Annotated in this window: 27 protein-coding genes, 1 tRNA gene and 1 riboswitch; of the genes, 14 read left to right on the forward strand and 14 right to left on the reverse strand. The window is 43.4% G+C overall.

Features of this window, described 5'->3' with window-relative positions; all coding sequences use genetic code 11:
* Window positions 1–6: 6 nt before the first annotated feature.
* The gene (locus AE2B122_RS01995; RefSeq protein ID WP_175072950.1) at window positions 7–468 is read right to left on the reverse strand and encodes an endolytic transglycosylase MltG; all 462 of its coding nucleotides are present in this window, start codon (window positions 466–468) and stop codon (window positions 7–9) included.
* Complete coding sequence (locus tag AE2B122_RS02000) at window positions 465–815, reverse strand: helix-turn-helix domain-containing protein (protein WP_095218052.1); 351 nt, start codon at window positions 813–815, stop codon at window positions 465–467. Before AE2B122_RS02000 ends, AE2B122_RS01995 begins: the two co-directional genes overlap by 4 nt.
* A 194-nt stretch (window positions 816–1,009) precedes the next feature.
* On the opposite strand from AE2B122_RS02000, the gene rpmG reads away from it, so the two are divergent.
* From rpmG to AE2B122_RS02020, 4 genes are all read left to right on the forward strand, one after another.
* Entirely contained in the window at window positions 1,010–1,159 is a 150-nt protein-coding gene (rpmG, locus tag AE2B122_RS02005; protein WP_038561326.1) for a 50S ribosomal protein L33, read from the forward strand.
* A gap of 65 nt (window positions 1,160–1,224) precedes the next feature.
* The gene (locus AE2B122_RS02010; RefSeq protein ID WP_175072951.1) at window positions 1,225–1,782 is read left to right on the forward strand and encodes a 5-formyltetrahydrofolate cyclo-ligase; all 558 of its coding nucleotides are present in this window, start codon (window positions 1,225–1,227) and stop codon (window positions 1,780–1,782) included.
* A gap of 63 nt (window positions 1,783–1,845) precedes the next feature.
* Window positions 1,846–2,034, forward strand: a complete 189-nt coding sequence (locus AE2B122_RS02015) for a hypothetical protein (protein WP_095218050.1) — start codon at window positions 1,846–1,848, stop codon at window positions 2,032–2,034.
* A gap of 55 nt (window positions 2,035–2,089) precedes the next feature.
* The gene (locus AE2B122_RS02020) at window positions 2,090–3,622 is read left to right on the forward strand and encodes a rhomboid family intramembrane serine protease (protein ID WP_175072952.1); all 1,533 of its coding nucleotides are present in this window, start codon (window positions 2,090–2,092) and stop codon (window positions 3,620–3,622) included.
* Here AE2B122_RS02020 and AE2B122_RS02025 read toward each other — a convergent pair.
* Window positions 3,616–4,443, reverse strand: a complete 828-nt coding sequence (locus AE2B122_RS02025) for a hypothetical protein (RefSeq protein WP_175072953.1) — start codon at window positions 4,441–4,443, stop codon at window positions 3,616–3,618. The genes AE2B122_RS02020 and AE2B122_RS02025 overlap by 7 nt on opposite strands.
* An 80-nt stretch (window positions 4,444–4,523) precedes the next feature.
* On the opposite strand from AE2B122_RS02025, the gene AE2B122_RS02030 reads away from it, so the two are divergent.
* From AE2B122_RS02030 to AE2B122_RS02050, 5 genes are all read left to right on the forward strand, one after another.
* The gene (locus tag AE2B122_RS02030; protein ID WP_175072954.1) at window positions 4,524–5,561 is read left to right on the forward strand and encodes a M42 family metallopeptidase; all 1,038 of its coding nucleotides are present in this window, start codon (window positions 4,524–4,526) and stop codon (window positions 5,559–5,561) included.
* A 139-nt stretch (window positions 5,562–5,700) separates the two neighbouring features.
* Window positions 5,701–5,922 carry a YqgQ family protein gene (locus AE2B122_RS02035; protein ID WP_095218046.1) on the forward strand — a complete coding sequence of 74 codons (222 nt, stop codon included), beginning with the start codon at window positions 5,701–5,703 and terminating at the stop codon, window positions 5,920–5,922.
* On the forward strand, window positions 5,915–6,892 hold the full coding sequence (locus tag AE2B122_RS02040; RefSeq protein WP_175072955.1) for an ROK family glucokinase: 978 nt from the start codon (window positions 5,915–5,917) through the stop codon (window positions 6,890–6,892). Before AE2B122_RS02035 ends, AE2B122_RS02040 begins: the two co-directional genes overlap by 8 nt.
* Before the next feature lie 81 nt (window positions 6,893–6,973).
* Window positions 6,974–8,908, forward strand: coding sequence for an LTA synthase family protein (locus AE2B122_RS02045; protein WP_254593390.1), 1,935 nt, complete (start codon window positions 6,974–6,976; stop codon window positions 8,906–8,908).
* 345 nt (window positions 8,909–9,253) lie between these two features.
* Window positions 9,254–9,874 carry an MBL fold metallo-hydrolase gene (locus AE2B122_RS02050; protein ID WP_245840300.1) on the forward strand — a complete coding sequence of 207 codons (621 nt, stop codon included), beginning with the start codon at window positions 9,254–9,256 and terminating at the stop codon, window positions 9,872–9,874.
* Between the two features lie 39 nt (window positions 9,875–9,913).
* Here the strand turns inward: AE2B122_RS02050 and AE2B122_RS02055 are convergent.
* The 8 genes from AE2B122_RS02055 to comGA all read right to left on the reverse strand — a co-directional run bounded on the left by AE2B122_RS02055 (window position 9,914) and on the right by comGA (window position 13,834).
* A tRNA-Gln gene (locus AE2B122_RS02055) sits at window positions 9,914–9,984 on the reverse strand.
* Between the two features lie 42 nt (window positions 9,985–10,026).
* The gene (locus AE2B122_RS02060) at window positions 10,027–10,392 is read right to left on the reverse strand and encodes a hypothetical protein (RefSeq protein ID WP_095268717.1); all 366 of its coding nucleotides are present in this window, start codon (window positions 10,390–10,392) and stop codon (window positions 10,027–10,029) included.
* Window positions 10,367–10,777 carry a competence type IV pilus minor pilin ComGF gene (gene comGF / locus AE2B122_RS02065; RefSeq protein WP_175073277.1) on the reverse strand — a complete coding sequence of 137 codons (411 nt, stop codon included), beginning with the start codon at window positions 10,775–10,777 and terminating at the stop codon, window positions 10,367–10,369. Before comGF ends, AE2B122_RS02060 begins: the two co-directional genes overlap by 26 nt.
* Window positions 10,761–11,084 (reverse strand): hypothetical protein, encoded by a 324-nt coding sequence (locus tag AE2B122_RS02070; RefSeq protein WP_095218042.1) that lies wholly within the window; start codon window positions 11,082–11,084, stop codon window positions 10,761–10,763. The genes comGF and AE2B122_RS02070 overlap by 17 nt, the downstream gene beginning before the upstream one ends.
* Window positions 11,068–11,508: a type II secretion system protein gene (locus tag AE2B122_RS02075; protein WP_095218041.1), complete on the reverse strand. Its 441-nt coding sequence runs from the start codon at window positions 11,506–11,508 to the stop codon at window positions 11,068–11,070. Before AE2B122_RS02075 ends, AE2B122_RS02070 begins: the two co-directional genes overlap by 17 nt.
* On the reverse strand, window positions 11,492–11,803 hold the full coding sequence (gene comGC, locus AE2B122_RS02080; protein ID WP_095218040.1) for a competence type IV pilus major pilin ComGC: 312 nt from the start codon (window positions 11,801–11,803) through the stop codon (window positions 11,492–11,494). Before comGC ends, AE2B122_RS02075 begins: the two co-directional genes overlap by 17 nt.
* 14 nt (window positions 11,804–11,817) lie before the next feature.
* Window positions 11,818–12,879: a type II secretion system F family protein gene (locus AE2B122_RS02085; RefSeq protein ID WP_175072957.1), complete on the reverse strand. Its 1,062-nt coding sequence runs from the start codon at window positions 12,877–12,879 to the stop codon at window positions 11,818–11,820.
* Entirely contained in the window at window positions 12,761–13,834 is a 1,074-nt protein-coding gene (gene comGA, locus AE2B122_RS02090) for a competence type IV pilus ATPase ComGA (protein WP_175072958.1), read from the reverse strand. Before comGA ends, AE2B122_RS02085 begins: the two co-directional genes overlap by 119 nt.
* Window positions 13,835–14,027: 193 nt before the next feature.
* Here comGA and AE2B122_RS02095 point away from each other — a divergent pair, with 193 nt between their 5' ends.
* The gene (locus tag AE2B122_RS02095; RefSeq protein ID WP_084160700.1) at window positions 14,028–14,198 is read left to right on the forward strand and encodes a YqzE family protein; all 171 of its coding nucleotides are present in this window, start codon (window positions 14,028–14,030) and stop codon (window positions 14,196–14,198) included.
* A gap of 16 nt (window positions 14,199–14,214) precedes the next feature.
* On the opposite strand, the gene AE2B122_RS02100 is transcribed toward AE2B122_RS02095, so the two are convergent.
* Entirely contained in the window at window positions 14,215–15,054 is an 840-nt protein-coding gene (locus AE2B122_RS02100) for a YqhG family protein (protein WP_175072959.1), read from the reverse strand.
* Complete coding sequence (locus AE2B122_RS02105; RefSeq protein WP_175072960.1) at window positions 15,047–16,702, reverse strand: DEAD/DEAH box helicase; 1,656 nt, start codon at window positions 16,700–16,702, stop codon at window positions 15,047–15,049. The genes AE2B122_RS02100 and AE2B122_RS02105 overlap by 8 nt, the downstream gene beginning before the upstream one ends.
* A 195-nt stretch (window positions 16,703–16,897) precedes the next feature.
* A riboswitch (glycine riboswitch) is annotated at window positions 16,898–16,985 on the forward strand.
* 154 nt (window positions 16,986–17,139) lie between these two features.
* On the opposite strand from AE2B122_RS02105, the gene gcvT reads away from it, so the two are divergent.
* The 3 genes from gcvT to gcvPB are packed head-to-tail and all read left to right on the forward strand — an operon-like array spanning window position 17,140 to window position 21,063.
* Window positions 17,140–18,243 carry a glycine cleavage system aminomethyltransferase GcvT gene (gcvT, locus tag AE2B122_RS02110; protein WP_245840297.1) on the forward strand — a complete coding sequence of 368 codons (1,104 nt, stop codon included), beginning with the start codon at window positions 17,140–17,142 and terminating at the stop codon, window positions 18,241–18,243.
* Between the two features lie 14 nt (window positions 18,244–18,257).
* Entirely contained in the window at window positions 18,258–19,616 is a 1,359-nt protein-coding gene (gcvPA, locus tag AE2B122_RS02115) for an aminomethyl-transferring glycine dehydrogenase subunit GcvPA (protein ID WP_175072961.1), read from the forward strand.
* Complete coding sequence (gene gcvPB, locus AE2B122_RS02120; protein ID WP_175072962.1) at window positions 19,600–21,063, forward strand: aminomethyl-transferring glycine dehydrogenase subunit GcvPB; 1,464 nt, start codon at window positions 19,600–19,602, stop codon at window positions 21,061–21,063. Before gcvPA ends, gcvPB begins: the two co-directional genes overlap by 17 nt.
* Before the next feature lie 34 nt (window positions 21,064–21,097).
* Here the strand turns inward: gcvPB and AE2B122_RS02125 are convergent, their stop codons facing one another.
* A complete protein-coding gene (locus AE2B122_RS02125) occupies window positions 21,098–21,484 on the reverse strand; it encodes a rhodanese-like domain-containing protein (protein WP_038561256.1) in 387 nt (128 codons plus the stop codon).
* Window positions 21,485–21,678: 194 nt separating this feature from the next.
* On the opposite strand from AE2B122_RS02125, the gene mntR reads away from it, so the two are divergent.
* Window positions 21,679–22,098: a transcriptional regulator MntR gene (gene mntR, locus AE2B122_RS02130; RefSeq protein ID WP_095218033.1), complete on the forward strand. Its 420-nt coding sequence runs from the start codon at window positions 21,679–21,681 to the stop codon at window positions 22,096–22,098.
* Window positions 22,099–22,102: the final 4 nt, after the last annotated feature.

Consider the following 22,102-nt stretch of genomic DNA (forward strand, 5'->3'; position numbering starts at 1 on the left):
TGCTTCTTATTTTGTCATTAATTTAGCAATGTCTTCGTACTTCATATCCGAACTCACATGATAGGTACCGACTTGCAGAGATTCACTTGCTTCTGTAATATCCAAATACGTACGGAATGCGGATGCATCCTCGATGATATCTGCTTTTTCAAGTGCAGATGAAACGTCTTGGCTAGTCATGCCAGTCTCTAGCTTAAGAGTAAATGTTTTTTGCTCCTCTTTTTTAGGTTTTTCTGGAGCCTTCTGCTGTGCGTTCTTTAGCTCATCATAGTCTTGATTAGATAACACATGATAGTCGTTTTCTTCAAGCTCTTTTTTTATTTCGTCTATACTAGGTTTTTCAGTTTTGACTGCCGCTGAAGCTGTTGCTGTTTGTTCAGTCTTCGGAGTACCTGTAAAATAAAAGGTCAGCATACAAGCACCAGCTAACAGAAGAGCTGTTGCGAATCCTTGGATTACCTGCTTCATAGCTGAACTCCTGCTTGTTTGGCGATTCGGTATACATCATCTTCAGCCAGGCTTGTCTGCTTGGCAATTTCCTTGATGGAATATCCTTGCTGTTGCAGCTTTAGAATCTGCTGGAAGATGGCAGGTTTCTGTGATGTCTTATTAGGTTTTGGCTCATGCTGTACAGTTGGCAGCAGCTCTTCTTCGAGAATTTTGACTTTCTTGTTCAACGTATATGTTTCTTGCATAGTCGAAAGGGTCAATTGTTCAATCTGTTGATCCATTTGTTTGAATTTATCTTGCATGAAGAAAGAGAAAATCCATAATATGATACCAGCTGTAAGAAAGGTGATAGAAGCAATTAACATGTTAGTATAAACCTCCTACTTATTGCTAACCTAGTTATACCATACCAAGCAGCTACCGGATATATAGTTTTCGACATTTTTTGAAATAGTTATTGATAACGGTTGATTACCTTAGGTAAGTCTGCTATTATTAGATGGTCTGAAGATCGTTAAGTTTTCATACACTTATTTAAGATTGTTGGGAGGGATTATACATGCGTGTAAACATTACTCTCGCCTGCACAGAAACAGGAGATCGTAACTACATTACAACAAAAAATAAGCGTAAACATCCAGAACGCATGGAGCTTAGAAAATATAGCCCACGCTTGAAAAAGTATACGCTGCACCGCGAAACAAAATAAGTTCGACCAAAAAAACTCCCCTTCAATTAGTGGGAGTTTTTTTACATATCAAGGAGGCGGAGCAAATGGAAGAAAAAGAAAAACTTCGACAGGAAGGGCTTCGTTTGCTGAAAGAAATGCCGCAAACGGATAAACTGCAAATCGAGCATCGGCTTGCGGAGCATCTTTTTGCTTCCTTCGTCTGGAAAGATGCAAAGAGCATCGGTATTACGATGGCTCTCCCACATGAATGGGATACAACTAAGCTAATTCAGCAAGCTTGGCTCGAAAAGAAAAGAATATGTGTTCCGCTCACAATCGAGAATCGAGCTATGCAATTTTACCACATCGAAAGCTATAACCAATTGACGAACGGAGCATTCAGCATCAAAGAACCGATTGCCGATCGCTGCGAACCTGCTTCAAAGGATACCATTGATCTTATTATTGTTCCTGGCCTTCTTTTTGATATGGCGGGTTACAGGATTGGGTATGGCGGAGGATACTATGATCGCTATCTAACCGATTATCAAAATAAAACGTTGTCACTGGCTGGCAGACAACAGATTAAGCAGTCATTACCTGTGGGACCTTTAGATCTTCCAGTTGATCATCTTCTGACAGATGATGGATTTCTGTTTTAACCGAATAGGAGTATTCGGCTTCGGGTTAAACTAGGCTTATCCCGGAGGAAAGGAAGAGCGCCGATGTGGAAAACCCTCATCACAACGTTAACGTTGGCAGCAAGTGTCGTATTTTTGATACGGGAGCGGTATCGGGTGCTGAATGCACTTTTAGCCGTAACGGTTCTTCGCAAAGGTCTTATTCGGCTTTCAATGGGATTTGAGCCTCTGCGTTCCCGGATGCTGCCGATTTTATTTAAACGCTCAGTGTAAACTGGGCGTTTTTCCATGACTTTTTTGATAAACTGTAGGCAAGAGGGGGAGAGGTATGACCTACAACGAAGAAACGGCCTATTATAAGATGATCAATCGTTTGTTAGCCGTTCATGGTTTTACATTTGTGAGGGCCGAAGAAGATCTAAGTGTCTGTTGGCTCGAGAAGAAGCAGAATGGTATCACCCATGTTGTGAAACTAAATTATAGAACGTTTACTTGGGCAAACCATTTAAAACAGGATATCTTAAAAACAGCAAATCAAATACAGAACATGAGTAAAGGGTTATTTGCGAAAAAGACGCGCATCCATAATGTCTATTTCGGTGAGCAGGAACCTGCAGATGAGTGGTCGAAGCTGAAGAAGCCGATGATCATCAAAAGCAAGCGTCCTATTCCGATGCAGCTTTATTATTTGGATGGGGGCTCTTATGAAAAAGAATCGGAGAAACTATTCCGCCATTTGAAGCTTGATGACAAAGTTACATTGATTTCAGCTGATGAACAAGAGCTTGAGGTGGAGAAGGGCAGACTCCGCAGCTTACTTGTTCAACAGCAGCAGGCAGATCAAGCTGTATTCCATCGTAAAAAACCGCTGCTTGTATATGGTCTTATCGGAATCTGCGTAGTGATGTTCCTATTGGAAACACTACTCGGTGGCTCGACTGATTCTACTGTACTTATTGAGCTCGGTGCAAAGCACAATCCATTAATTCTTGCAGAGAATGAATGGTGGCGAATTGTTTCTTCGATGTTTTTACATATCGGAGCATTGCATCTTTTGACAAATATGTTGTCGCTATACTATTTAGGTACATTGACAGAGCAAATATTTGGTCATCGTCGCTTCTTGCTCATCTACCTTTTAGGTGGGCTCATAGGCGGGCTGGCGAGCTTTGCTTTCTCAGATAATCTGAGTGCTGGAGCATCAGGTGCGATTTTCGGTCTGTTCGGAGCGCTGATTTATTTTGGCGTTGTTTATCCGAAGTTGTTCTGGCGAACGATTGGGAATGGTTTGATAGTTATTTTGCTTATTAACTTAGTGATCAGTTTCTCTGCTAGCCATGTGATTGATGTATTCGCGCATCTCGGCGGCTTGGTAGGAGGCTTCGCCAGTGCCTTGCTCGTCGGACTGCCTGGTAAGAGAAATACACGAGCGCGCATCGGCGGTACGCTATTGTCAATCGCACTTATTGCTGGTCTCATATGGTATGGCCTGACCGGATCTGTGAATGATACACTCCGTCACGTTCTTAAAGTGGAAGATGCAGTTAAGCAGAACGATTATTCTTCTGTTATTTCGGATTCAACGCTAGCTTTGGATGAAGGGGATTCTGTATATGAACCGATGCTCCTTTTTAATCGTGGTTTAGCTTACTACAAGACTGGAGACATTGAAAAAAGTGCACAGGACTATGAACGACTGGTGAAATTAACACCGGAGGATCATGCTGCTCATTATAATTTAGCGCTTGTCCTGCAGACAGAAGGCAAGAAAGAGGAAGCATTGAAGCATGCAAAGAGAGCTGTTGAGCTTGCGCCGGATGAAAGTCAGTATGAACAGCTTCAGCAGAAGCTTTCTCAATAATATTGCAGCAGCTCTCTGTGCTGTCCTGTCTCATCCTGATAGAGGACACGCAGATGCTTTCCAGATTTATCAAACAGCAAAAGCGGGATATACGTAACTGCTGTGCCTTTTTCCACTGCTGGACCGATCGGCAATATATAATTTCGATACAGACCTTCCCATAGACGACTGATGATTTCCTGTCTTTTCTTATCTTCCGTAAGACCTGAGATTCCCGTTAAGTCCGCAGTCGGAAGAGCTGTAAGCGGTATTTCTGTATACTGACCGGCTGGGATGGATAATTGCTGTTTCGCGTCGGTCCAGACTTGCTGCAGTGTCCGGCTCGTCTCTGTTTTTGCTATCTGCCGGGACTGCATCTCTTTTTCATTTTTAGGAAAGGAAAAAAGTTCGTATGCATCAGACGTGTAGGATCGAACGCCGGACAGCTTGAATGAACTGGTAATTTGGTTCTTGTGCAGTTCAGCGAAATGAAAAGAAACTGCATCCAGCTGTTTATTCGGCTGAAGAATATGCGTTTTCTCCTGCGTAAGGCGGCTTGCAGGATGCAGCCATTTATTCATGACCCCGACCAATCTGCCATTTTCGTACAATAGTCCAACGTCCTGACGTAAGTACGCTTCGGTGTCGAGTGCGCTAGTCAGACGCCACTGTATGCGACGGAAATCCACCTTTTTCATTGAGGTAGATGTATCGGTAAAAGCTGCAGAGCCATCAAGTGGGAAATGCTGAATCACAGGCTGTGGTTGCTGCATGCGTATAATGTAAGTGGAGCACAGTACGATGGAAAAGAAGATACAGGAAATTATAAGCCATATTCGCATAAGTTTTCCTCCTCATTGGACAAACTCTCGCTTATTGATACTATGTAATAGACCGATATGTTATGAAAGAGGGGATACGAATGCAGCAAATTGATCGAATATCAGAAACGTTGGAAAATCTAGTGCATATACCAAGTCCTTCAGGTTATACGGAACAGGCAATAGACTTTTGCCGCAGTGTTGCTGATTCACTTGGATACAATTCAAAGGTTACGAATAAAGGCAGCCTGCTTATTACGGTACCAGGTGAAAATACAGCTCACCATCGCCTGCTGACTGCGCATGTTGACACACTGGGAGCAATGGTAAGAGGAATAAAAGCAGATGGAACATTGTCCTTAGCTATGATCGGCGGTTTCCGATGGAACAGTGTCGAAGGGGAATATTGTACGATACATAGCAAAGATAATGCCTTCACTGGCACAATTCTTATGCATCAAACATCTGTCCATGTTTATAAGGATGCTGGAGAAGCAAAGCGTGACGAGAAAAATATTGAGGTCCGAATCGATGAACAGACAACGTCTCGTGACGAAACAGAAGCACTCGGTATTCGTGTTGGAGATTTTGTGTCATTCGATCCTCGTTTTGTCCGTAGCGATTCAGGCTTCATTAAATCACGGCATTTGGATGACAAAGCAAGTGTTGCTATCCTGCTTGAACTTCTTCGGGGTCTAAAGGAAGACAACCAACAGCTGCCATACACCACTCATATGTTAATTTCGAATAATGAGGAAATCGGTTATGGAGGAAATTCGAGTATACCGTCGGAGGTAGTGGAATATATTGCAGTCGATATGGGGGCAATCGGGGACGGGCAAGCTACTACAGAATATGATGTATCTATCTGTGTAAAAGATTCGAGCGGACCTTACCATTATGCTTTAAGAGAACAGCTTGCCGAGCTCGCTCAATCCAATGGTCTGCCGTATAAGCTGGATATCTACCCATATTACGGATCGGATGCATCCGCTGCGATTCGTGCAGGATACGATATACGTCATGGTCTGATCGGTCCGGGTATTGCTGCATCACACGCCTTTGAACGCACGCATGAAAGTGCTTTGACAGCTACGTATGCGTTGTTAAATGCTTATTTGAAAAGCGATATGTTTTAATTGTAAAGAAATACCCTAAAGTCAATCGACTTTAGGGTATTTTTTTTACATTAAGGCATATTGTTAAGAAGGTGTGAACGTAGTCTTAAATCATTTTCAATTTTAGGTGAAGGTTGTTATAATAACTTAGGTGATGTGTATGAAAACGGTTTATGATGTAATGCAGTTATTGAAGACGTACGGTATTTTCGTATATATCGGAGACCGTAAGCTTGATCTGACGATGATGCTGGAAGAGCTGCGGGAGCTGTATGACAATAACCTATTGTCTTTAGAGGAATATGGACAAGCAAATTTGATTCTTAGAAAAGAGATAAGTGCTTTATCGGATAGTCGAGAAGGAGCGGGAAACAATGAGTAAGGATGGATTATTGGTCGGTGTCGATATCGGCGGCACAACAATTAAGCTCGCCATCATCGATGAAACGAGCGAAATAGTGGAAAAATGGGAGATCAAGACGGATAAATACGAGCAAGGTCTGCACATACCGAAACAGATTTGGGAAACAATCCAAGCAAAGCTCACAGAACGTGACATTGCAAAGGAAAGAATCCAAGGCATCGGTGTCGGAGCGCCGGGATTCGTAGTCCCGAGCAATGGTGTTATCGCTGAAGCGGTAAATGTTGGCTGGCGCGACTTCCCTCTTTCTGCCGAGCTTGGTGTACTATCTGGCTTGCCTGTTTTCATCGATAATGACGCTAACCTAGCTGCGCTCGGCGAAGTGTGGAAAGGTGCAGGAGCCCAGCAGGGTAATATCATTGCCATTACACTAGGTACCGGCGTAGGAGCGGGTATTATTGCAAATGGTCATATCGTGAATGGAATCAATGGTACGGCAGGAGAAATCGGCCATGTCACTGTCGAAGAGAATGGTGCCCCGTGCAATTGCGGGCGAAAAGGCTGCTTGGAGACAATTTCTTCTGCTACAGGTATCAGCAGGCTGGCAACAGAAGCGGCCACTGTGCATCCAGAGAGCGGTCTTGGCCAACGGTTTGCAGAAAACGGTCGCGTTTCTTCCAAGGATGTTTTCGAACTGGCAGCAGAAAATGATGCAGCAGCTCAAAAAATTGTGGATAGAGCAACTAGTATCTTGGCAAAAACCTTAGCAAATGCGGCTATCCTTACCAACCCGTCCCGGATTATTATCGGGGGAGGCGTATCCAAAGCAGGGGATGCTTTGATGAAACCTATCATGGAAGCGTTCAAGAAAAATGCTCTGCCGCGTACAACATACGAATGTGAAATCGTGCTGGCTCAGCTCGGCAATGATGCAGGTGTCTATGGCGCTGCTTATTTAGTCAAACAGCACCTGGAAGAGAGCGTCAACTAAATAAAGAAACGCGTGCATGGCAGCAGCGCAAGTTGCTGCCATCTGTTTTACGCTTGGTTCTATTATGAGGAGGATTTTTACTTGAAACGAACATTCACTGCACCATTATATATTTTGGCGACAGTTTTGTTTGGACTGAAGACGTATATCATTTATCGCTTCCTATTCAATATCAGTTTGGATAATGCGATGCAGGAGTTCATACTGCTGCTGAATCCGTTTGTCAGTGCCTTTTTGGCTTTTGGACTTAGTGTTTTATTCTCACGTAAATGGCAGATGCGGTATATCCGCTTCATCAGTCTCGTGGGTTCTATCATCTTGTACATCAACTTAATTTTTTACCGTCACTTCAGTGATTTTCTTACAGTGCCGGTCCTCATGCAAGGAAGCAATGCCGCAGATCTTGGCGGCAGTGTACTCAGCCTCATTTATCCACAGGACATTCTGCTGGTCTTGGATTTGGCTATCATCTGGTTCCTCAGCTACCGTTATAAAGAAAAAATGACGGTTGACTACGTTCGCAGAAAGAAAGTATCAACAATGGCGGCTATCGCTGCTGTTGTAGTAATAAACATCGGACTTGCGGAAGTAGAACGCCCGCAGTTGTTTACACGCGGATTTGACCGGGAATATCTGGTCAAGAATATCGGTTTGTTCAACTTCCATGTATATGATGCTGTCATGCAATCAAAGACGGAAGCGCAGCGCGTGTTTGCTGACGGAAATGAACTTCCTGAGATCCTTTCTTATGTAAATGAAGAAGTGGAAACAGAAAAATCAGCTAAATTCGGGCAGGCAGAAGGAAAGAATGTCATCTTCATCTCTCTTGAATCCATGCAGAGCTTCCTGATCAATAATGAATTGAACGGGGAAGAGGTCACACCATTCCTCAATAGCCTGACAGAGGACAAAGATACGTATTACTTCGAGAACTTTTATCATCAGACAGAACAGGGAAAAACCTCTGATTCTGAATTCTTAGTTGAAAATTCCATATATCCGCTACCCCGGGGAGCAGTATTTTTCACCCACGGTCAGAATGAATACAACGGAACACCTGAAATCTTAGGTCAGAGCGATTACACAACTGCTGTATTCCATTCGAACAACTCCAGCTTCTGGAACCGTGATGTCATGTATGACAGCCTTGGCTATGACACTTTCTATGATGAAAACAGCTATGACGTCATCGCTGAAGGAGAAGATCAAAATACTGTCGGATGGGGCTTGATGGATAAACCATTCTTCGAGCAGTCGATTCCATATCTTCAGGAGATAGATAAGCCGTATTATTCGAAGTTCATCACCTTGACGAACCACCATCCGTTTGATTTGCCGGAAGAAGAAGCGACGATTGATCAGTTCGACTCCAATTCCCAGACACTAAATAAGTATTTCCAAACAGCCCGCTACACAGACGAAGCAGTACAGCAATTCTTTGAGCAGCTGAAGGGATCTGGTGAATATGAAGATAGCATCATCGTGATGATGGGAGATCATTATGGTATCAGTGAATATCATAATAAAGCGATGAGCCAATACTTGGGCAAAGATATTACACCATACCAGCAAGTACAAAACCAGCGTGTTCCGTTCTTCATCCATATTCCTGGTGATGGAAACGGGCAGGTAATGGAACAAGTGGCTGGTCAGATTGACGTGAAGCCGACCATCCTGAGTCTATTGGGAGTCGAAGCTGAACATGACATCCAATTCGGTAATGATGTGTTTGCAGAAGATCGCAAAGACTTCACTGCCCTGCGAAATGGAGATTTCATCAGTGATGAGTATCTGTTCACCAATGATATGTGCTACGACAGGCTGACGGGTGAACCAGCTGAAGATATGGAAGGAGAAGAAGCAGAGATATCCGGTGAGACTGGTGAACAGATTGAAAGTGTTTGCGAACCGATTCAGGAACAAGTAACAAAAGAACTGAATTACTCTGATCGGATTATCTATGGCGACTTGCTCCGGTTCTATGATTTCCAAGAAGGTAAGGAAAAAGCAAGTTAACAAAAAGGATCGCTGTTTCTGCAGCGATCCTTTTTACAATGAATTATAATAAGTTCACAATGGAAAAAAACGTAATGATAATTACAGAAATAAATGTAAAGATCGCCTGTTTCACTTGTCTTTTTTTGCATTCGGAAATAAGTGTGCAAACACAAAGAAATGCAATAAAAAACAAGATGATGGAAAGAATCACTTGCTAGTCCTCCTATGAGCAAAATAGTTGGTTTCCTGCTATACTTGTGATAGAGGAAGCTAGACAATACCTTCTATATAGTAGTACACACATATACGCTTGTCGAGCCTATTTTTTAAAAGCATTCATCAGGAAGGAGCAGATGAGTAAAAGTGAAAATACATACATTAGGTCTTGGACCAATGGGAACAAATTGTTACATACTGGAATCAAAGAATGACTGTCTGATTGTCGACCCTGGCGGTGATAGTGTCAAATTAATCGAATGGATCAAGCAAAAGGAGCTTCGACCGCAGGCAATCCTGCTGACTCATGCGCATTTCGATCATATCGGTGCTGTGGATGATGCGCGAGACATTTATCATATTCCTGTTTATTTGCATGAAGAAGAAGCCGATTGGCTGGGCGACCCGGGAAAGAATGGTTCAAAGATGTTTCCAGTCAAACAGATAACAGCACGGGATGCAGATGAGAATCTAAAGCCAGGTAATATGAAGCTAGGTCATTTTGAATTTGAAGTACGTCACACACCAGGACATTCTCCAGGAAGTGTGTCTCTCATCTTCCACAAAGAAAAGTATGTCATCGTTGGAGATGCGTTGTTCCAGCGAGGCATCGGGAGAACGGATTTGTATCGCGGAGATTTACCGACGTTGATGCAAAGCATCACAGATCAATTATTGACGCTGCCTGACTTCTATGAAGTATATCCAGGTCATGGTCCAGAAACAACGATAGGGGAAGAGCAAGCGAAGAATCCTTTCCTAATATAAAAGAAGATCCCGCTTTTATAGTGGGATCTTCTTATTTTACTGGGCTAGCTGGATTCGAACCAACGATAACGGGACCAAAACCCGCTGCCTTACCGCTTGGCTATAGCCCATCGTACATAGACTATTTTGCACGAGATTGTCCATCTTATACATCAAGAAGGATATTTCTTATAATAAATAATCGATTCCAGGCTTTCATCTGTTTTTATTTCGTATCGTACAAGTACATGCTGCTCTTCTTTAGTGATCGTTATATCTGCTTTCATAGCTTTGTTATGGATTGTAAAGGTTTTATCATCATCCGAATTTAGATTCGGAAGATAGTGTTTTTCTACTGTCTTGATTGCGATTGATGCAGCTTGCTCTAATTTGTACTGTTCGAACAGCAGGTTTGTTGATTGTACTTTTGTTTGAAGAAGCAAGCTGCCAGAAGTGAGTAAGAGAAGAAAGAAAGCTGTCAGGAACAAGAGGAATGGATGAAGGAATCCTTGTTCATTCCATATCAATCCGTTTTTCATATAACGATCCCTCTTTTCCTTTGACAGTAATAACTATCGAGCTGCCATCCTGAATAATTTTTAAATCTTCGATATGGTGCAGGTAGATTTCATGTCCTTTCGCATCAACTTGTCGTCGAATCATATCTTTGTATTGCTCAAAAACAGCTGTTCGACCTTGCTGATCCTGGATGTAAAGCTTATCTTTCACAGTATATACAGAACCGCCTTTGTGCACTTCCATAGAAATGAAATGCAATGCTTGCCTAACAGACACTGCTTCTGATTTTGTGTCTTGAGTCAAAGGATCCAATAGGGGAGGAACCGAAGCGAGGATCAGCATCAATACGCCTAATGCAAGTACTGCTTCAAGAAGCGTGAAGCCTTTATTATTCGAGATACCCATATAAGCAGCGTCTCTCCTCTCGCCCTTCTCCTCTTATTTCGATGCAGCCTTTTTTAAGACCATCCTCGATACCGAATCTTATTGCAATAGACAGCTTATCATCTTTAAATTCTTGATTCTTTGGTGTGGATTTTGCCAGTTCATTTTGCAGCAGACTGTAATAAACTGTCCGTTTTTCCTGGATATAATGTTCCTTTTTCACATCAATCCATAACGGCAGCAGCAGCGTACATAGAAGCAGGAACATAGCGAAACTGAACAAAGCCTCGAGCAGGAGAAAACCATCCTGATTATCTGCTGTCTTCATAGCGGCCTCTTCCTTTGCCAAGTGGAAATACTAGCCTATCCGTTCCAGCGGGTGTGCGGATAGTGAAATTACCCGGTGCTAGTGCTGTACCTGTTTGATTGAAACCGAAGGACATTGCGTTTGGATAAATCTTGATCGTATATCCTTCTGGAATCTCCTGGACTAAAAGAACCTTCTTCAGTCTGCTTGAAGAGATCTGATATTTATCATTCTCTAGATAGAGCTTAGCTGACCTGTCAAATTGCGTATATTGCTGCAAATAGAGCAGGTCTTGTTCCAGCTGCTTTTTGAATTGTTTTGCTTCTGCTTCCACTAGTAAGTGAGAATATACACCTGTACCGATGCTAATCAGTAAAGAAGCAATACCTAGTACAAGTATCAATTCAAGCAAACTAAAGCCTTTTTCTTTATGACCCTGATGCATTTGTCAAAGAAACCTCGCCTCCAGGACTAAGTACCAAGGAACGCTTACCACCCTGACATGTTGTTTCTGTTAAATAGCCGTCTTGGAGCTGCGCAATAGAGGTTGGAGCTGTGCCGTTGTCTATCTTATATGTTTGTACTTGGCTTTCAGCTAATTTTAATAGTGCGTCACAGCCCTGTGTTTGGACCCGGTCATTCTTATCAGCTAGATTAGGTACAACAAGAATCATCAGCACCGATATAACAAGCAAGACGATAAGCATTTCAATTAAAGTGAATCCTTTTTCATTTCGCATCTGATTACCTCTTTCTATAATGTATGGACCATTTGGAACATTGGAAGAAGCAAAGATAGATAGACAATGATGATGCACAAGGCCATGATACAGAGCAAAATAGGCTGAAGCAGATAAAGAATAGATTTTGTCCGGTCTTCCATTTTAGTCGTCATGATCTCCGCATACATCAGCAAATCCTCCGATTGTGATGACACATCATTTTCTTTCATCAAAATACTTTGAAGCTGGGCATCAAGCAGTGGGAAACTAGGCAGACATTCATCCAATGAATAGCCTGAGGATAGCTGAGATAGTAAGATACTGCTGTATAACTGAAGCATGTCGTGATATTTCTGTTTGGACAAGAGCTGGAGACTTTCATACAGTGAAAGCCCAGCCGAAAGAAGATTACCAAGCTGAATGGCAAACTGAAAACTTGTCCTTGTACGGGCTACAGTACGAATAACAGGTATGCGCTCCAAGTAATAGCGTTTCTTTGTTGAGGGCCAGCGTTTTTTGAAATTTCCCTGGAGAAAATATAGACTGATACCAATAACACCAAGAAGTAAACTGGCATACAAAAGAAAGTTCACCAGATTGGAGAAAAAGTGGAGAAGGTTTGCAGAGTCTGCAGAATATGCAAATAGAGATAGAAATGAAGGATAGACGTACAGCTTCACAAACAGTAGCAGTAGCAGAATACTGAATAGAAGAAAGATGGGGTAACGGGTGACTTTTTTGAACTTGGCAAGCTGCTGCATTTGTTTCTGCATAGTTGTGTAGCTTCTTGCTAATGCATCTTCCAAGTTTCCGTCATGATGTGCCACATAAAAATGGATGACGATTATTGGTGAGAAATGAGCGTGTGAAAAGGCCTCGTCCAGCCTTAAACCTTGCCGCAGACCTTCCTGTAATTTTTGGGTTGCTCCTTGCCATTGCGGTTGCCAGTGAAGGAAGTCCAGCGAGCGAGCCATATCATATCCTTGTGTTCTGAGTCGATGAAGCTGCTGGAGGAAAAGCATCTGCTGTTCCTCCAGCAGTTTGTCTTCCTTTTTGAACCTGATAATTTTCTTTCGTGATAAAGCCATATGCATAGGCTTTCCTCCTAAGTTTCGCGAATGTCAGGAAAGACGTTTTGTTAGCTTTCAGCAGGCGGCTGATTTGCGCAGAGTCGGCCAGCTCCATAATGGCAGCTCGTGTTGGGTGGGGCTTTGTAATAGGAAGAAGTTCCAGCGAAGCGACACCAATTAACGTATGCTGCAAGTCAGCTATAGGAATTCCCATTTCCTTTAAGCGGTGAATGGCACCTGCTGCATTCTTAGCGTGCAAAGTACTGATGACAAGATGTCCAGTCCTTGCTGTTTCAAAGGCAAAGCTGGCTGTGGATTCATCGCGGATTTCTCCAATCATCAGCACATCTGGGTCATGTCGCAGTGCTGCTTTCAAACCTGCTTGATACGTTAGACCGGCCTTCTCATTCACTTGCACCTGCAGCATGTTCTCCATTCTTTTTTCGATCGGATCCTCTAATGTGATAGCCTGGCAAGCTTTTATACGCAATAAATCCTGCAGTATGCTATACATAGTAGTTGTTTTCCCGCTGCCTGTCGGACCTGTAAACAAAAGAATTCCTGTACTTTCCATCAAAAGCTGGCGTAGTAAAGTTATTTGGAATGGAAACAAAAACAGCTGGTCGAGCAAGGGGGCTTCACTTTGGGGAAGTATACGGATTGCCAAACTTTCTGTTTGCTTGAGCGGCAAAGTTGAGAGACGAAGAGAGTATTGCTTTTGTCCTTGGTACGAAAACGGCATAGCCCCATCCTGAGGTTTTTGCATTTCTCCGATATCCATGCCACTGACGAATTTATAGTATGCTATCAACTTGCGAAAGCTCGGAGTCGATAAGCGGCTATGGAGGATACGTTTTCCATGTATTCGTATAAATACGCTAGTCTCGTCTTCTTCCGGCGTAAAATGAATGTCAGAAGCCTGCTGTTGTATCGCTTCTTCCATCAAACTTGCAGCAAAAACGGAAGGGCTATCCAGCATTTACATCACCTCCTTTGCAGTTACAATACTATAAGTTCCTGACAGCAGTCATACTGCGAAAATACAGGAATCAGCAGTGAATGAGCGTGTAAAAATGATTTCTTCCCAATAAAGTAGCTTTCTTAACACAGGTTGTATGGAAAGAAATGAAATTGGCTACGCTACAAGTAAAAGTAAGAGGGGGCAATAGCACATGTCTTCGAATGATTATTTTCGATTCGTAACCCAGGAGCTGGTGAAAAAAATGGATGCACCCAAGCAGGAGAAGAAACAGAAGGAAAAAGAAAAACACCAGCTGCACGGAAAGTGGTTTGGTGTTCTGCCATTTGCTTTCAAGCTGTTCTTCCGTAGTCGTAAAAAGTAAGAGGCCTGAACATGATTCAGGCCTCTTTTTTATGGAAAAGTTTCCGTGCAGTCTCTTCAGAGAGATAGAATATGCCGGCATTGATTGTATCCATTTGAATGGATGGGACTAGTCTTTTATGCACTGCATCCAGCTCGTTCTTGTATAACGCAGCTCTTTCTTCACGGATTTCTTCTTCTAGCTCTTCCTGAGCACTTTGATCGAAAAAATGCGCCAGTAAATCTTCTTCTTGTTTGAGTGTATCTTTTGTCTCCTTCACCCAGCTGTCATCGATAGTATCCAGATAGGTATGCATATAACTGCTTATTCGCTGGTAGCCGCTCTGATATCGGATGATAGGGGAAAGGCAATAGCATTGATCACTGATTTGCTGTTTGAATTCGACCTGAGAGAAGTTCTCCATCCAATCGGTTTCCAGCTGCCCATTTAATAACTGTAATCCGACAGAATGTGTTTCCGTACGTTTGCGTTTTCCGGAAAAATGTACACTCATATTGCGGATGAGCCACGGATACAACGGCGTCCTGGAAGCTGTATCCACCTTTTCATAAAGACGAGCAACTTGAGCGGAGTCACGAATGAGACGGAAAATCTTATGCAGACGAGGGCTGCCGAAATGAATATGTTCTGCTTTTTCGGCTGTCTCGTTTGGATCAGTTAGGAGGGTTAGCTCCATAGGGTCGCCTTCTTGACCAAGTCTTTTCTTATATCGCCAATAAAACGGGCGATTCATCAATTCTTCATCCAGTTCTGGAGTCAGCAGGAAATGGAGCAGCCCTTCTTTTTCCTCTATCAGCTGACAGCCATTTGTTAGGAAAAATTTCTTCAGAAACTGATGGAGTGTGTGTCTATCCATGTAATTTATCCCTTTCCAGCTGTTCGCCTGTCTCGGTAATAACCGCAGTCAAATTATCCAGCTTCACTTTTATTTCTCCTTCGGAACGAGAGTCGGCAAAAATTCGTTTAATCTCTTTTTCTACATCAGAAACTTGCAGTTCGGCAAGGATATGATCAAGGTTACCGATTACCCGCTCGAATAGGTTAATTTTCTTATAAAGCAATTCCAATATGTGCGCTTCAAGTGTGTTGCGTACGGCAAAGTTATAGATTTGTACATCCTTTTTCTGACCAAAACGATGAATCCGGCCAATGCGCTGTTCCAGTCGCATAGGATTCCACGGCAAATCATAATTGATCATATTGCTGCAAAATTGGAGGTTGATACCCTCACCGCCGGCTTCAGTTGCAATCAGAACTTGTGCATGTTTTTCAAACAGCTCGCGCATCCAATCCTTTTTACCAGCCTTAAAGCCGCCTCGGAAAGGAACGGAGGATATATCATGCTGCTTCAGTGTCCATTGCAAGTAAAATTGCGTTGCTCGATATTCTGTGAAAATAATGAACTTTTCTCCAGGCGGGGCAGCTTTGATCAGCTCTACCACTTTCAGTGCCTTGCTATGCTGTGGCAGCTTTTCGATTTCTTTCATCACAGGCAAATAAGCATTACCTGTTTCCGGATTTTCCTCCACCATTTTTTTCATAGACAAGTATGCTGCTTCCCTGGAGCTGCAGAGTTCGCGGAGTAAGGTTATTTTTGCGAAAGTCGCAGCGGCGCTGGTGGAATCTTGCATATTCTCATACACTAGCCGCTCTTGTTCGGTAAAATCAATCCAAATAGTTTCCACTTTTCGCTTTGTCCATTGCAGTCCTGTTTCTTCACGCCGGTTACGTACCATCACTTTCCGGATAAGTTCCTTTAAGTAATGATGCTCTTCTGCATCTCTTCGGTCATCTCCATATGTATCTTTGAATTGCTTATAGCTGCCAAGGTAGCCAGGCTTAAGCAAGGATACGAGATTATAAATATCACTCAGTTTGTTTTGGACAGGGGTTGCAGTCAGTAGCAGACAATATTTCTTCTTAAGTGATTGGATAAAAGCATAATTTTTTGTCTGGCTGTTTTTCAGTTTATGAGCCTCATCAATTAGCACGAAATCATAGTCCTGCTCTAGGATGATTTCCCTGTGAGGGGAGCGTTTTGCCAAGTCAATAGAGGAGACAATCACATCATAATGCTCCCATACATATTGCTTTCGCTGGGAGGCAGCAGGTATATGGAATTTAGAGTTCAATTCGTTTACCCATTGGTTGACAAGAGACGCCGGCACAAGCAGCAATACTTTTTTCACCAAGCCGCGAATCATCAATTCTTTCAATACGAGACCTGCTTCGATAGTCTTCCCAAGACCAACTTCATCTGCCAAGATGGCGCGTCCGTTCATTTCTTCCACAACTCGTCGACTTGCTTCCAGCTGATGAGGATGGAAGGTCATATGTGGCAAATACCCGGGTGCAACCAACCCGGTAAACGTATCAATATTCGTTTCTTTTGCAGCTGTATATGCCATTTGAAAATGCTCCCATGAGGCTGTTTCTCCTTCTTGCTGCAAAACATCATCCATCATGTCGATGAAAGGTTTATCATCTTTTATATGCACCTGCATAGTGATTTCATCTCCTTATTCTTCGGAGTTTCATTTAAAAAGCCGAAAAAGATAGACACATCCTGAAAATGTTATGTTATAATGAGGCTGAAACCAGACATTATTAATATTTTTTATTAGAATGTTTGGATTTTGCTTTTTTATAGGTTGATTGTCTGTTAGTATGCCCGCGTTTTCCAATTTCATAAACCGCGAGTGAATGTTGGAGGAGAGACCGCTATATGCGGCGCCGAAGGAGCAAATATTGAGTGAATCTCTCAGGCAAAAGAACTCCAACAGGACGCAACTCTGGAGAGTGCTTCCGTAGTAGAAGCCACCCAAGAAGCAACTATGGTCCAAAGGACGATAAGAAACTTTCTGGTAAATGGACAGAGCCCCTCAAAGCTTTTTCGAGGTGGCTCTGTTTTTTGTTGCGAGGTACATAAGAGAGGAGCAAGATGATGAGTGAGTTGAGAAGAACCCCGCTTTATCCTGCTTATCAGGCTAACAGCAAGACGATCGATTTCGGCGGATGGGAACTGCCAGTCCATTTCAGCAGCATCCAGGAAGAGCATCATGCAGTGCGGCAAGCAGCTGGCTTGTTCGATGTTTCCCATATGGGTGAGATTTTAGTTGAAGGACCAGCGAGCAAAGACTTCCTGCAATTTGTCCTGACGAATGACATTGACTTGCTCGTTCCGAACAAAGCGCAGTACAGTGTGATGTGTTATGAAGATGGCGGAACAGTAGACGATTTAATCGTTTATATGCTGGAAGAGAACCGTTATTTATTGGTGGTGAATGCCAGCAATACAGATAAGGATTTCGAATGGCTGCTTTCTCATAAAAGAGAAGATGTCAACATCGAGAATAAATCTGCATCGTACATGCAGGTTGCCTTGCAAGGACCTCATGCGGAGCAAATTCTGCAGCAGCTGACAGATGAAAAATTGTCGGAAATTTCATTTTTCCGATTCGCTTATCCAGTGAAGCTGGAAGATGTGGAAGGAGATTTTCTTATCTCACGCACAGGCTACACAGGTGAAGATGGCTTTGAAATCTATGGACCGGCCGCAAGCGGGCAAGCTGTATGGGAGCTGTTGCTCGAAAAAGGTAAGCAATTCAATCTTCAGCCTGTTGGGTTGGGTGCAAGAGACACATTACGCTTTGAGGCGAATCTCCCGCTGTATGGAAATGAATTGTCGAAGGATATTACTCCGATCGAGGCTGGTATTGGCTTTGCAGTGAAGACGAACAAATCTGCCGACTTCATCGGTAAAGAAACCTTAAAGAAGCAAAAAGAGAACGGAACGAAGCGAAAGCTCGTCGGCATTGAAATGCTGGAAAAAGGTATACCGCGCCATGGATATCCGATCTTCAGCGGCGGCGAACAAATTGGTGAGGTAACGACAGGAACGAAGTCACCGACGCTAGATAGCTATATTGGTCTTGCGCTCGTACATGCGAATGCTGCCGAAGAAGGCAATATTGTGGACGTGCAGATCCGAAAGAAACAGTTGCAGGCCAAGATTGTCGCAACACCATTCTATAAACGGAAATAGAAGGAGGATACAGCATGGATTTCAGGTACTTACCGATGACTGAGCAAGACAAAGAAGAAATGCTTCAAACGATAGGCGTGAAAGACACGGAGGAACTTTTCTCTGATATTCCGGAGGAAGTTCGCTTAAAGGGACCGCTTCAGATCAAAGAGCCGAAAAGTGAAGGTGAACTGAAAGCGGAACTTGCAGCTTTGGCAAGTCGGAATGTGACGATGAAGACACATGCTTCCTTCCTTGGAGCGGGTGTATACGATCATTACATCCCTTCGATCGTGGATCATGTAATCTCCAGATCTGAATTCTATACAGCTTACACGCCGTATCAACCAGAAATTTCTCAAGGCGAGCTGCAGGCAATCTTTGAGTTTCAAACGATGATCGCCGAGCTGACCGGAATGGATGTAGCAAATAGTTCCATGTATGATGGCGGAACTGCACTTGCAGAGGCAGCGACACTAAGTGCTGGTCATACGAGGAAGAAGAAAATTGTTGTATCAGAAGCCGTTCATCCTGAATCTCGTCAGGTGATCGATTCATACGGAAGAGGACAGCATTTGGAAATTGTCACTGTTCCGCATAAGGATGGTTTGACAGATTTACAAGCACTGGAAGAAGCAGTAGACGCCGATACGGCAAGTGTTATTGTGCAATATCCAAACTTCTTCGGACAGGTCGAACCGTTAGCCGATATTCGTAACATCATTGATGCACAGCCGAAAGCGATGATGGTTGTCTCCAGTAATCCATTGGCTCTAGGATTCTTGACACCACCAGGCAGCTTTGGAGCAGATATTGTCGTTGGTGATACGCAAGTATTCGGTATCCCTGCACAGTTTGGCGGACCACATTGCGGCTATTTCGCAAGCTCAGCAAAATTGATGCGCAAACTGCCGGGAAGACTTGTCGGTCAGACGAAAGATGAAGAAGGCAGACGTGGCTTTGTTCTAACACTTCAAGCTCGCGAACAGCATATCCGCCGAGATAAGGCAACATCGAATATTTGTTCCAATCAGGCGTTGAACGCATTGGCTTCCTCGGTGGCGATGAGTGCACTGGGGAAGAAAGGTGTAGCTGAAATGGCTCACTTGAATATTCAAAAAGCGCATTATATGAAAAAGCAGCTTGAAGTACACGGGCTGCAAGTCATCTTCCAAGGCGCCTTCTTTAATGAGTTGGTAATCAAAGTAGAAGACGATGCAGATGCACTGAATGATCATCTGGTTACACAAGGGTTTATCGGGGGGTATCACTTGGGACGGACGGATGATCGTTTGAAGAACCACATACTTGTTGCTGTGACGGAGCAGCGCACAAAAGAACAGATTGATACATTCGTAAGAGAGGTGGCGGCAGTCCATGCAAAACAATACTGATTTCCCATTGTTATTCGAACAAACGAAACCAGGCAGGACAGGTTATAGCTTGCCGCCGCTGGATGTTCCAGAAACGGATCTTTCAGAAGTTTTTGAATCAGCTTATATCCGCAGTGAGCCTGCAGAACTTCCGGAGCTGAGCGAGCTGCAAATCATTAGACATTATACAGCTCTATCAAGAAGAAATTACGGCGTCGATTCAGGGTTCTATCCACTCGGCTCTTGTACGATGAAGTATAATCCGAAAATCAATGAAGATGTTATCCGAATGGAAGGATTCAGCCATGTGCATCCATATCAGGATACGAAAACGGCCCAAGGTGCACTAGAGCTTATGTTCGATCTTCAGGAGCAGCTGAAGGAAATTACCGGCATGCACGAGGTTTCCTTGCAGCCTGCAGCAGGAGCTCATGGAGAATGGACTGGACTTATGATGATCCGTGCTCTACATGAGAAAAATGGAGAGATGCAGCGTACGAAGGTTATCGTGCCGGATTCAGCGCATGGTACAAATCCAGCTTCAGCGACGGTTGCTGGATTCGAATCTGTAACAGTGAAATCCAATGAAGAAGGACTAGTAGACTTGGATGATTTGCGTCGCGTCGTTGGAGAAGATACAGCAGCGCTGATGCTTACGAATCCGAATACACTCGGTCTGTTCGAAAAGGATATTTTGGAAATGGCCAAGATTGTCCATGAAGCAGGCGGCAAATTGTATTATGATGGTGCAAATCTGAATGCCATCATGGGTTATACAAGACCTGGAGATATGGGCTTTGATGTGGTGCACTTGAACTTGCATAAAACGTTCACTGGTCCGCATGGCGGCGGAGGACCAGGATCTGGCCCTGTCGGTGTTTCGGAGGAGCTTGCAGCATTTCTGCCGAAGCCTGTCGTACGCAGACAAGGAGAAGAAATCATCCTTGACGAAAACCGTCCAGACTCAATCGGTCGCGTGAAACCTTATTACGGAAACTTCGGTATCAATGTTCGTGCATATACGTATATCCGTACAATGGGACCAGAAGGGCTTAAACGCGTAAGTGAATATGCTGTCCTGAATGCAAATTACATGATGCGTCGCTTGAGTGAAGCATTTGATCTGCCATACACACAGCATTGCAAGCATGAATTCGTTCTTTCCGGACGCAGACAGAAAAAGCTTGGTGTCCGTACGCTTGATATCGCGAAACGATTGCTTGATTTCGGGTACCATCCACCGACCATCTACTTCCCGCTTAATGTGGAAGAGGCACTGATGATTGAGCCAACCGAAACAGAGGCAAAAGAAACATTGGATAGTTTCATTGATACGATGCTGGAAATTGCAGCGGATGCTGAAAGTCATCCAGAAATCGTGCAGGAAGCCCCGCATACGACAGTAGTGAGCAGAATGGACGAAACGACTGCCGCCAGAAAACCGATTCTTCGCTATATACCAGAATAATAAAAGAGCTTTGCACATCATGTGCAAAGCTCTTTTATTCGCCTTTTCGTTTGATCTTACCGCTCCAGGCTTTGAAACCGCCTTTAAGCTGATTAAGATCCTGATAGCCTTTTTTATGCAGCATTGCTGCAGTACGAACAGTACGTGTACCGTTTTGATCATACATATAAACGGGCTTGTCCTTGCGGATTTCAGCCAAACGGTAGCGAAGCTGGGTTAACGGGATATTTCGTGCACCTAGAATGTGTCCGCCATCGAATTCCTTCGGTTCACGAACATCAATCAGCTGTGCTTTACGGTATCCAGCTTTGAATTCTTCCTCTGTAAGAGTTTTCAGGTGTTTCTTCTGAATGAAATAGCGGATTACACTATATGCGATGAATACAATCAGTGCAATTCCGATAACTAATACTGCTTCCATGTCATTTCCCCCATCTGCTGATACTCCAACTTACATTATAGCAAGCAAGCGCTTATTTTCAAAGATTTTTTAATAGCCGTTCATATAAGTGTAACACTTTTTACCTGCTTCAACTTTGTTGGCTTGTTTGTCCGCTCGAAAAGGTGTATCATATAAAGATGTAGAAGTTGCAGTGGATTGAATGGAGGAATTTTATGCCTACACCGAGCATGGAAGATTATATTGAACAAATTTACATATTAATGGAACAAAAGGGATATGCCCGTGTGTCTGATATAGCAGAGAACCTGCAGGTACATCCGTCTTCTGTTACAAAAATGGTGCAGAAGCTGGACAAAGATGAATATCTGAAATATGAAAAGTACCGTGGCTTGATTCTTACTGATAAAGGAGAGCAGGTCGGCAAACGGCTTGTCTATCGGCATAAACTTTTGGAAGACTTCCTGCGGATTATCGGTGTCGAGGAAGAGAATATCTATCAGGATGTAGAAGGAATTGAGCATCATATGAGCTGGAATTCCATCGAGCGGATCGGCAATCTTGTTCAGTACTTCCAGGAAGATAATGAACGAAAAGAAGCGCTAATCAAAATACAGCAAAAACAGAAGTCTTAACTCA

The organism is Terribacillus sp. AE2B 122 (genome assembly GCF_902497585.1).
In the GTDB taxonomy this organism is placed as follows: Bacteria; Bacillota; Bacilli; order Bacillales; family Amphibacillaceae; genus Terribacillus; species Terribacillus saccharophilus_A.

What these genes read in the sequence shown, in the direction of transcription:
- AE2B122_RS01995 (WP_175072950.1), bottom strand. Translation starts at nt 468, where the DNA reads ATGAAGCAGGTAATCCAAGGATTCGCAACAGCTCTTCTGTTAGCTGGT.
- AE2B122_RS02000 (WP_095218052.1), bottom strand. Translation starts at nt 815, where the DNA reads ATGTTAATTGCTTCTATCACCTTTCTTACAGCTGGTATCATATTATGG.
- rpmG (WP_038561326.1), top strand. Translation starts at nt 1,010, where the DNA reads ATGCGTGTAAACATTACTCTCGCCTGCACAGAAACAGGAGATCGTAAC.
- AE2B122_RS02010 (WP_175072951.1), top strand. Translation starts at nt 1,225, where the DNA reads ATGGAAGAAAAAGAAAAACTTCGACAGGAAGGGCTTCGTTTGCTGAAA.
- AE2B122_RS02015 (WP_095218050.1), top strand. Translation starts at nt 1,846, where the DNA reads ATGTGGAAAACCCTCATCACAACGTTAACGTTGGCAGCAAGTGTCGTA.
- AE2B122_RS02020 (WP_175072952.1), top strand. Translation starts at nt 2,090, where the DNA reads ATGACCTACAACGAAGAAACGGCCTATTATAAGATGATCAATCGTTTG.
- AE2B122_RS02025 (WP_175072953.1), bottom strand. Translation starts at nt 4,443, where the DNA reads ATGCGAATATGGCTTATAATTTCCTGTATCTTCTTTTCCATCGTACTG.
- AE2B122_RS02030 (WP_175072954.1), top strand. Translation starts at nt 4,524, where the DNA reads ATGCAGCAAATTGATCGAATATCAGAAACGTTGGAAAATCTAGTGCAT.
- AE2B122_RS02035 (WP_095218046.1), top strand. Translation starts at nt 5,701, where the DNA reads ATGAAAACGGTTTATGATGTAATGCAGTTATTGAAGACGTACGGTATT.
- AE2B122_RS02040 (WP_175072955.1), top strand. Translation starts at nt 5,915, where the DNA reads ATGAGTAAGGATGGATTATTGGTCGGTGTCGATATCGGCGGCACAACA.
- AE2B122_RS02060 (WP_095268717.1), bottom strand. Translation starts at nt 10,392, where the DNA reads ATGAAAAACGGATTGATATGGAATGAACAAGGATTCCTTCATCCATTC.
- comGF (WP_175073277.1), bottom strand. Translation starts at nt 10,777, where the DNA reads ATGGGTATCTCGAATAATAAAGGCTTCACGCTTCTTGAAGCAGTACTT.
- AE2B122_RS02070 (WP_095218042.1), bottom strand. Translation starts at nt 11,084, where the DNA reads ATGAAGACAGCAGATAATCAGGATGGTTTTCTCCTGCTCGAGGCTTTG.
- AE2B122_RS02075 (WP_095218041.1), bottom strand. Translation starts at nt 11,508, where the DNA reads ATGCATCAGGGTCATAAAGAAAAAGGCTTTAGTTTGCTTGAATTGATA.
- comGC (WP_095218040.1), bottom strand. Translation starts at nt 11,803, where the DNA reads ATGCGAAATGAAAAAGGATTCACTTTAATTGAAATGCTTATCGTCTTG.
- AE2B122_RS02085 (WP_175072957.1), bottom strand. Translation starts at nt 12,879, where the DNA reads ATGCATATGGCTTTATCACGAAAGAAAATTATCAGGTTCAAAAAGGAA.
- comGA (WP_175072958.1), bottom strand. Translation starts at nt 13,834, where the DNA reads ATGCTGGATAGCCCTTCCGTTTTTGCTGCAAGTTTGATGGAAGAAGCG.
- AE2B122_RS02095 (WP_084160700.1), top strand. Translation starts at nt 14,028, where the DNA reads ATGTCTTCGAATGATTATTTTCGATTCGTAACCCAGGAGCTGGTGAAA.
- AE2B122_RS02100 (WP_175072959.1), bottom strand. Translation starts at nt 15,054, where the DNA reads ATGGATAGACACACACTCCATCAGTTTCTGAAGAAATTTTTCCTAACA.
- AE2B122_RS02105 (WP_175072960.1), bottom strand. Translation starts at nt 16,702, where the DNA reads ATGCAGGTGCATATAAAAGATGATAAACCTTTCATCGACATGATGGAT.
- gcvT (WP_245840297.1), top strand. Translation starts at nt 17,140, where the DNA reads ATGATGAGTGAGTTGAGAAGAACCCCGCTTTATCCTGCTTATCAGGCT.
- gcvPA (WP_175072961.1), top strand. Translation starts at nt 18,258, where the DNA reads ATGGATTTCAGGTACTTACCGATGACTGAGCAAGACAAAGAAGAAATG.
- gcvPB (WP_175072962.1), top strand. Translation starts at nt 19,600, where the DNA reads ATGCAAAACAATACTGATTTCCCATTGTTATTCGAACAAACGAAACCA.
- AE2B122_RS02125 (WP_038561256.1), bottom strand. Translation starts at nt 21,484, where the DNA reads ATGGAAGCAGTATTAGTTATCGGAATTGCACTGATTGTATTCATCGCA.
- mntR (WP_095218033.1), top strand. Translation starts at nt 21,679, where the DNA reads ATGCCTACACCGAGCATGGAAGATTATATTGAACAAATTTACATATTA.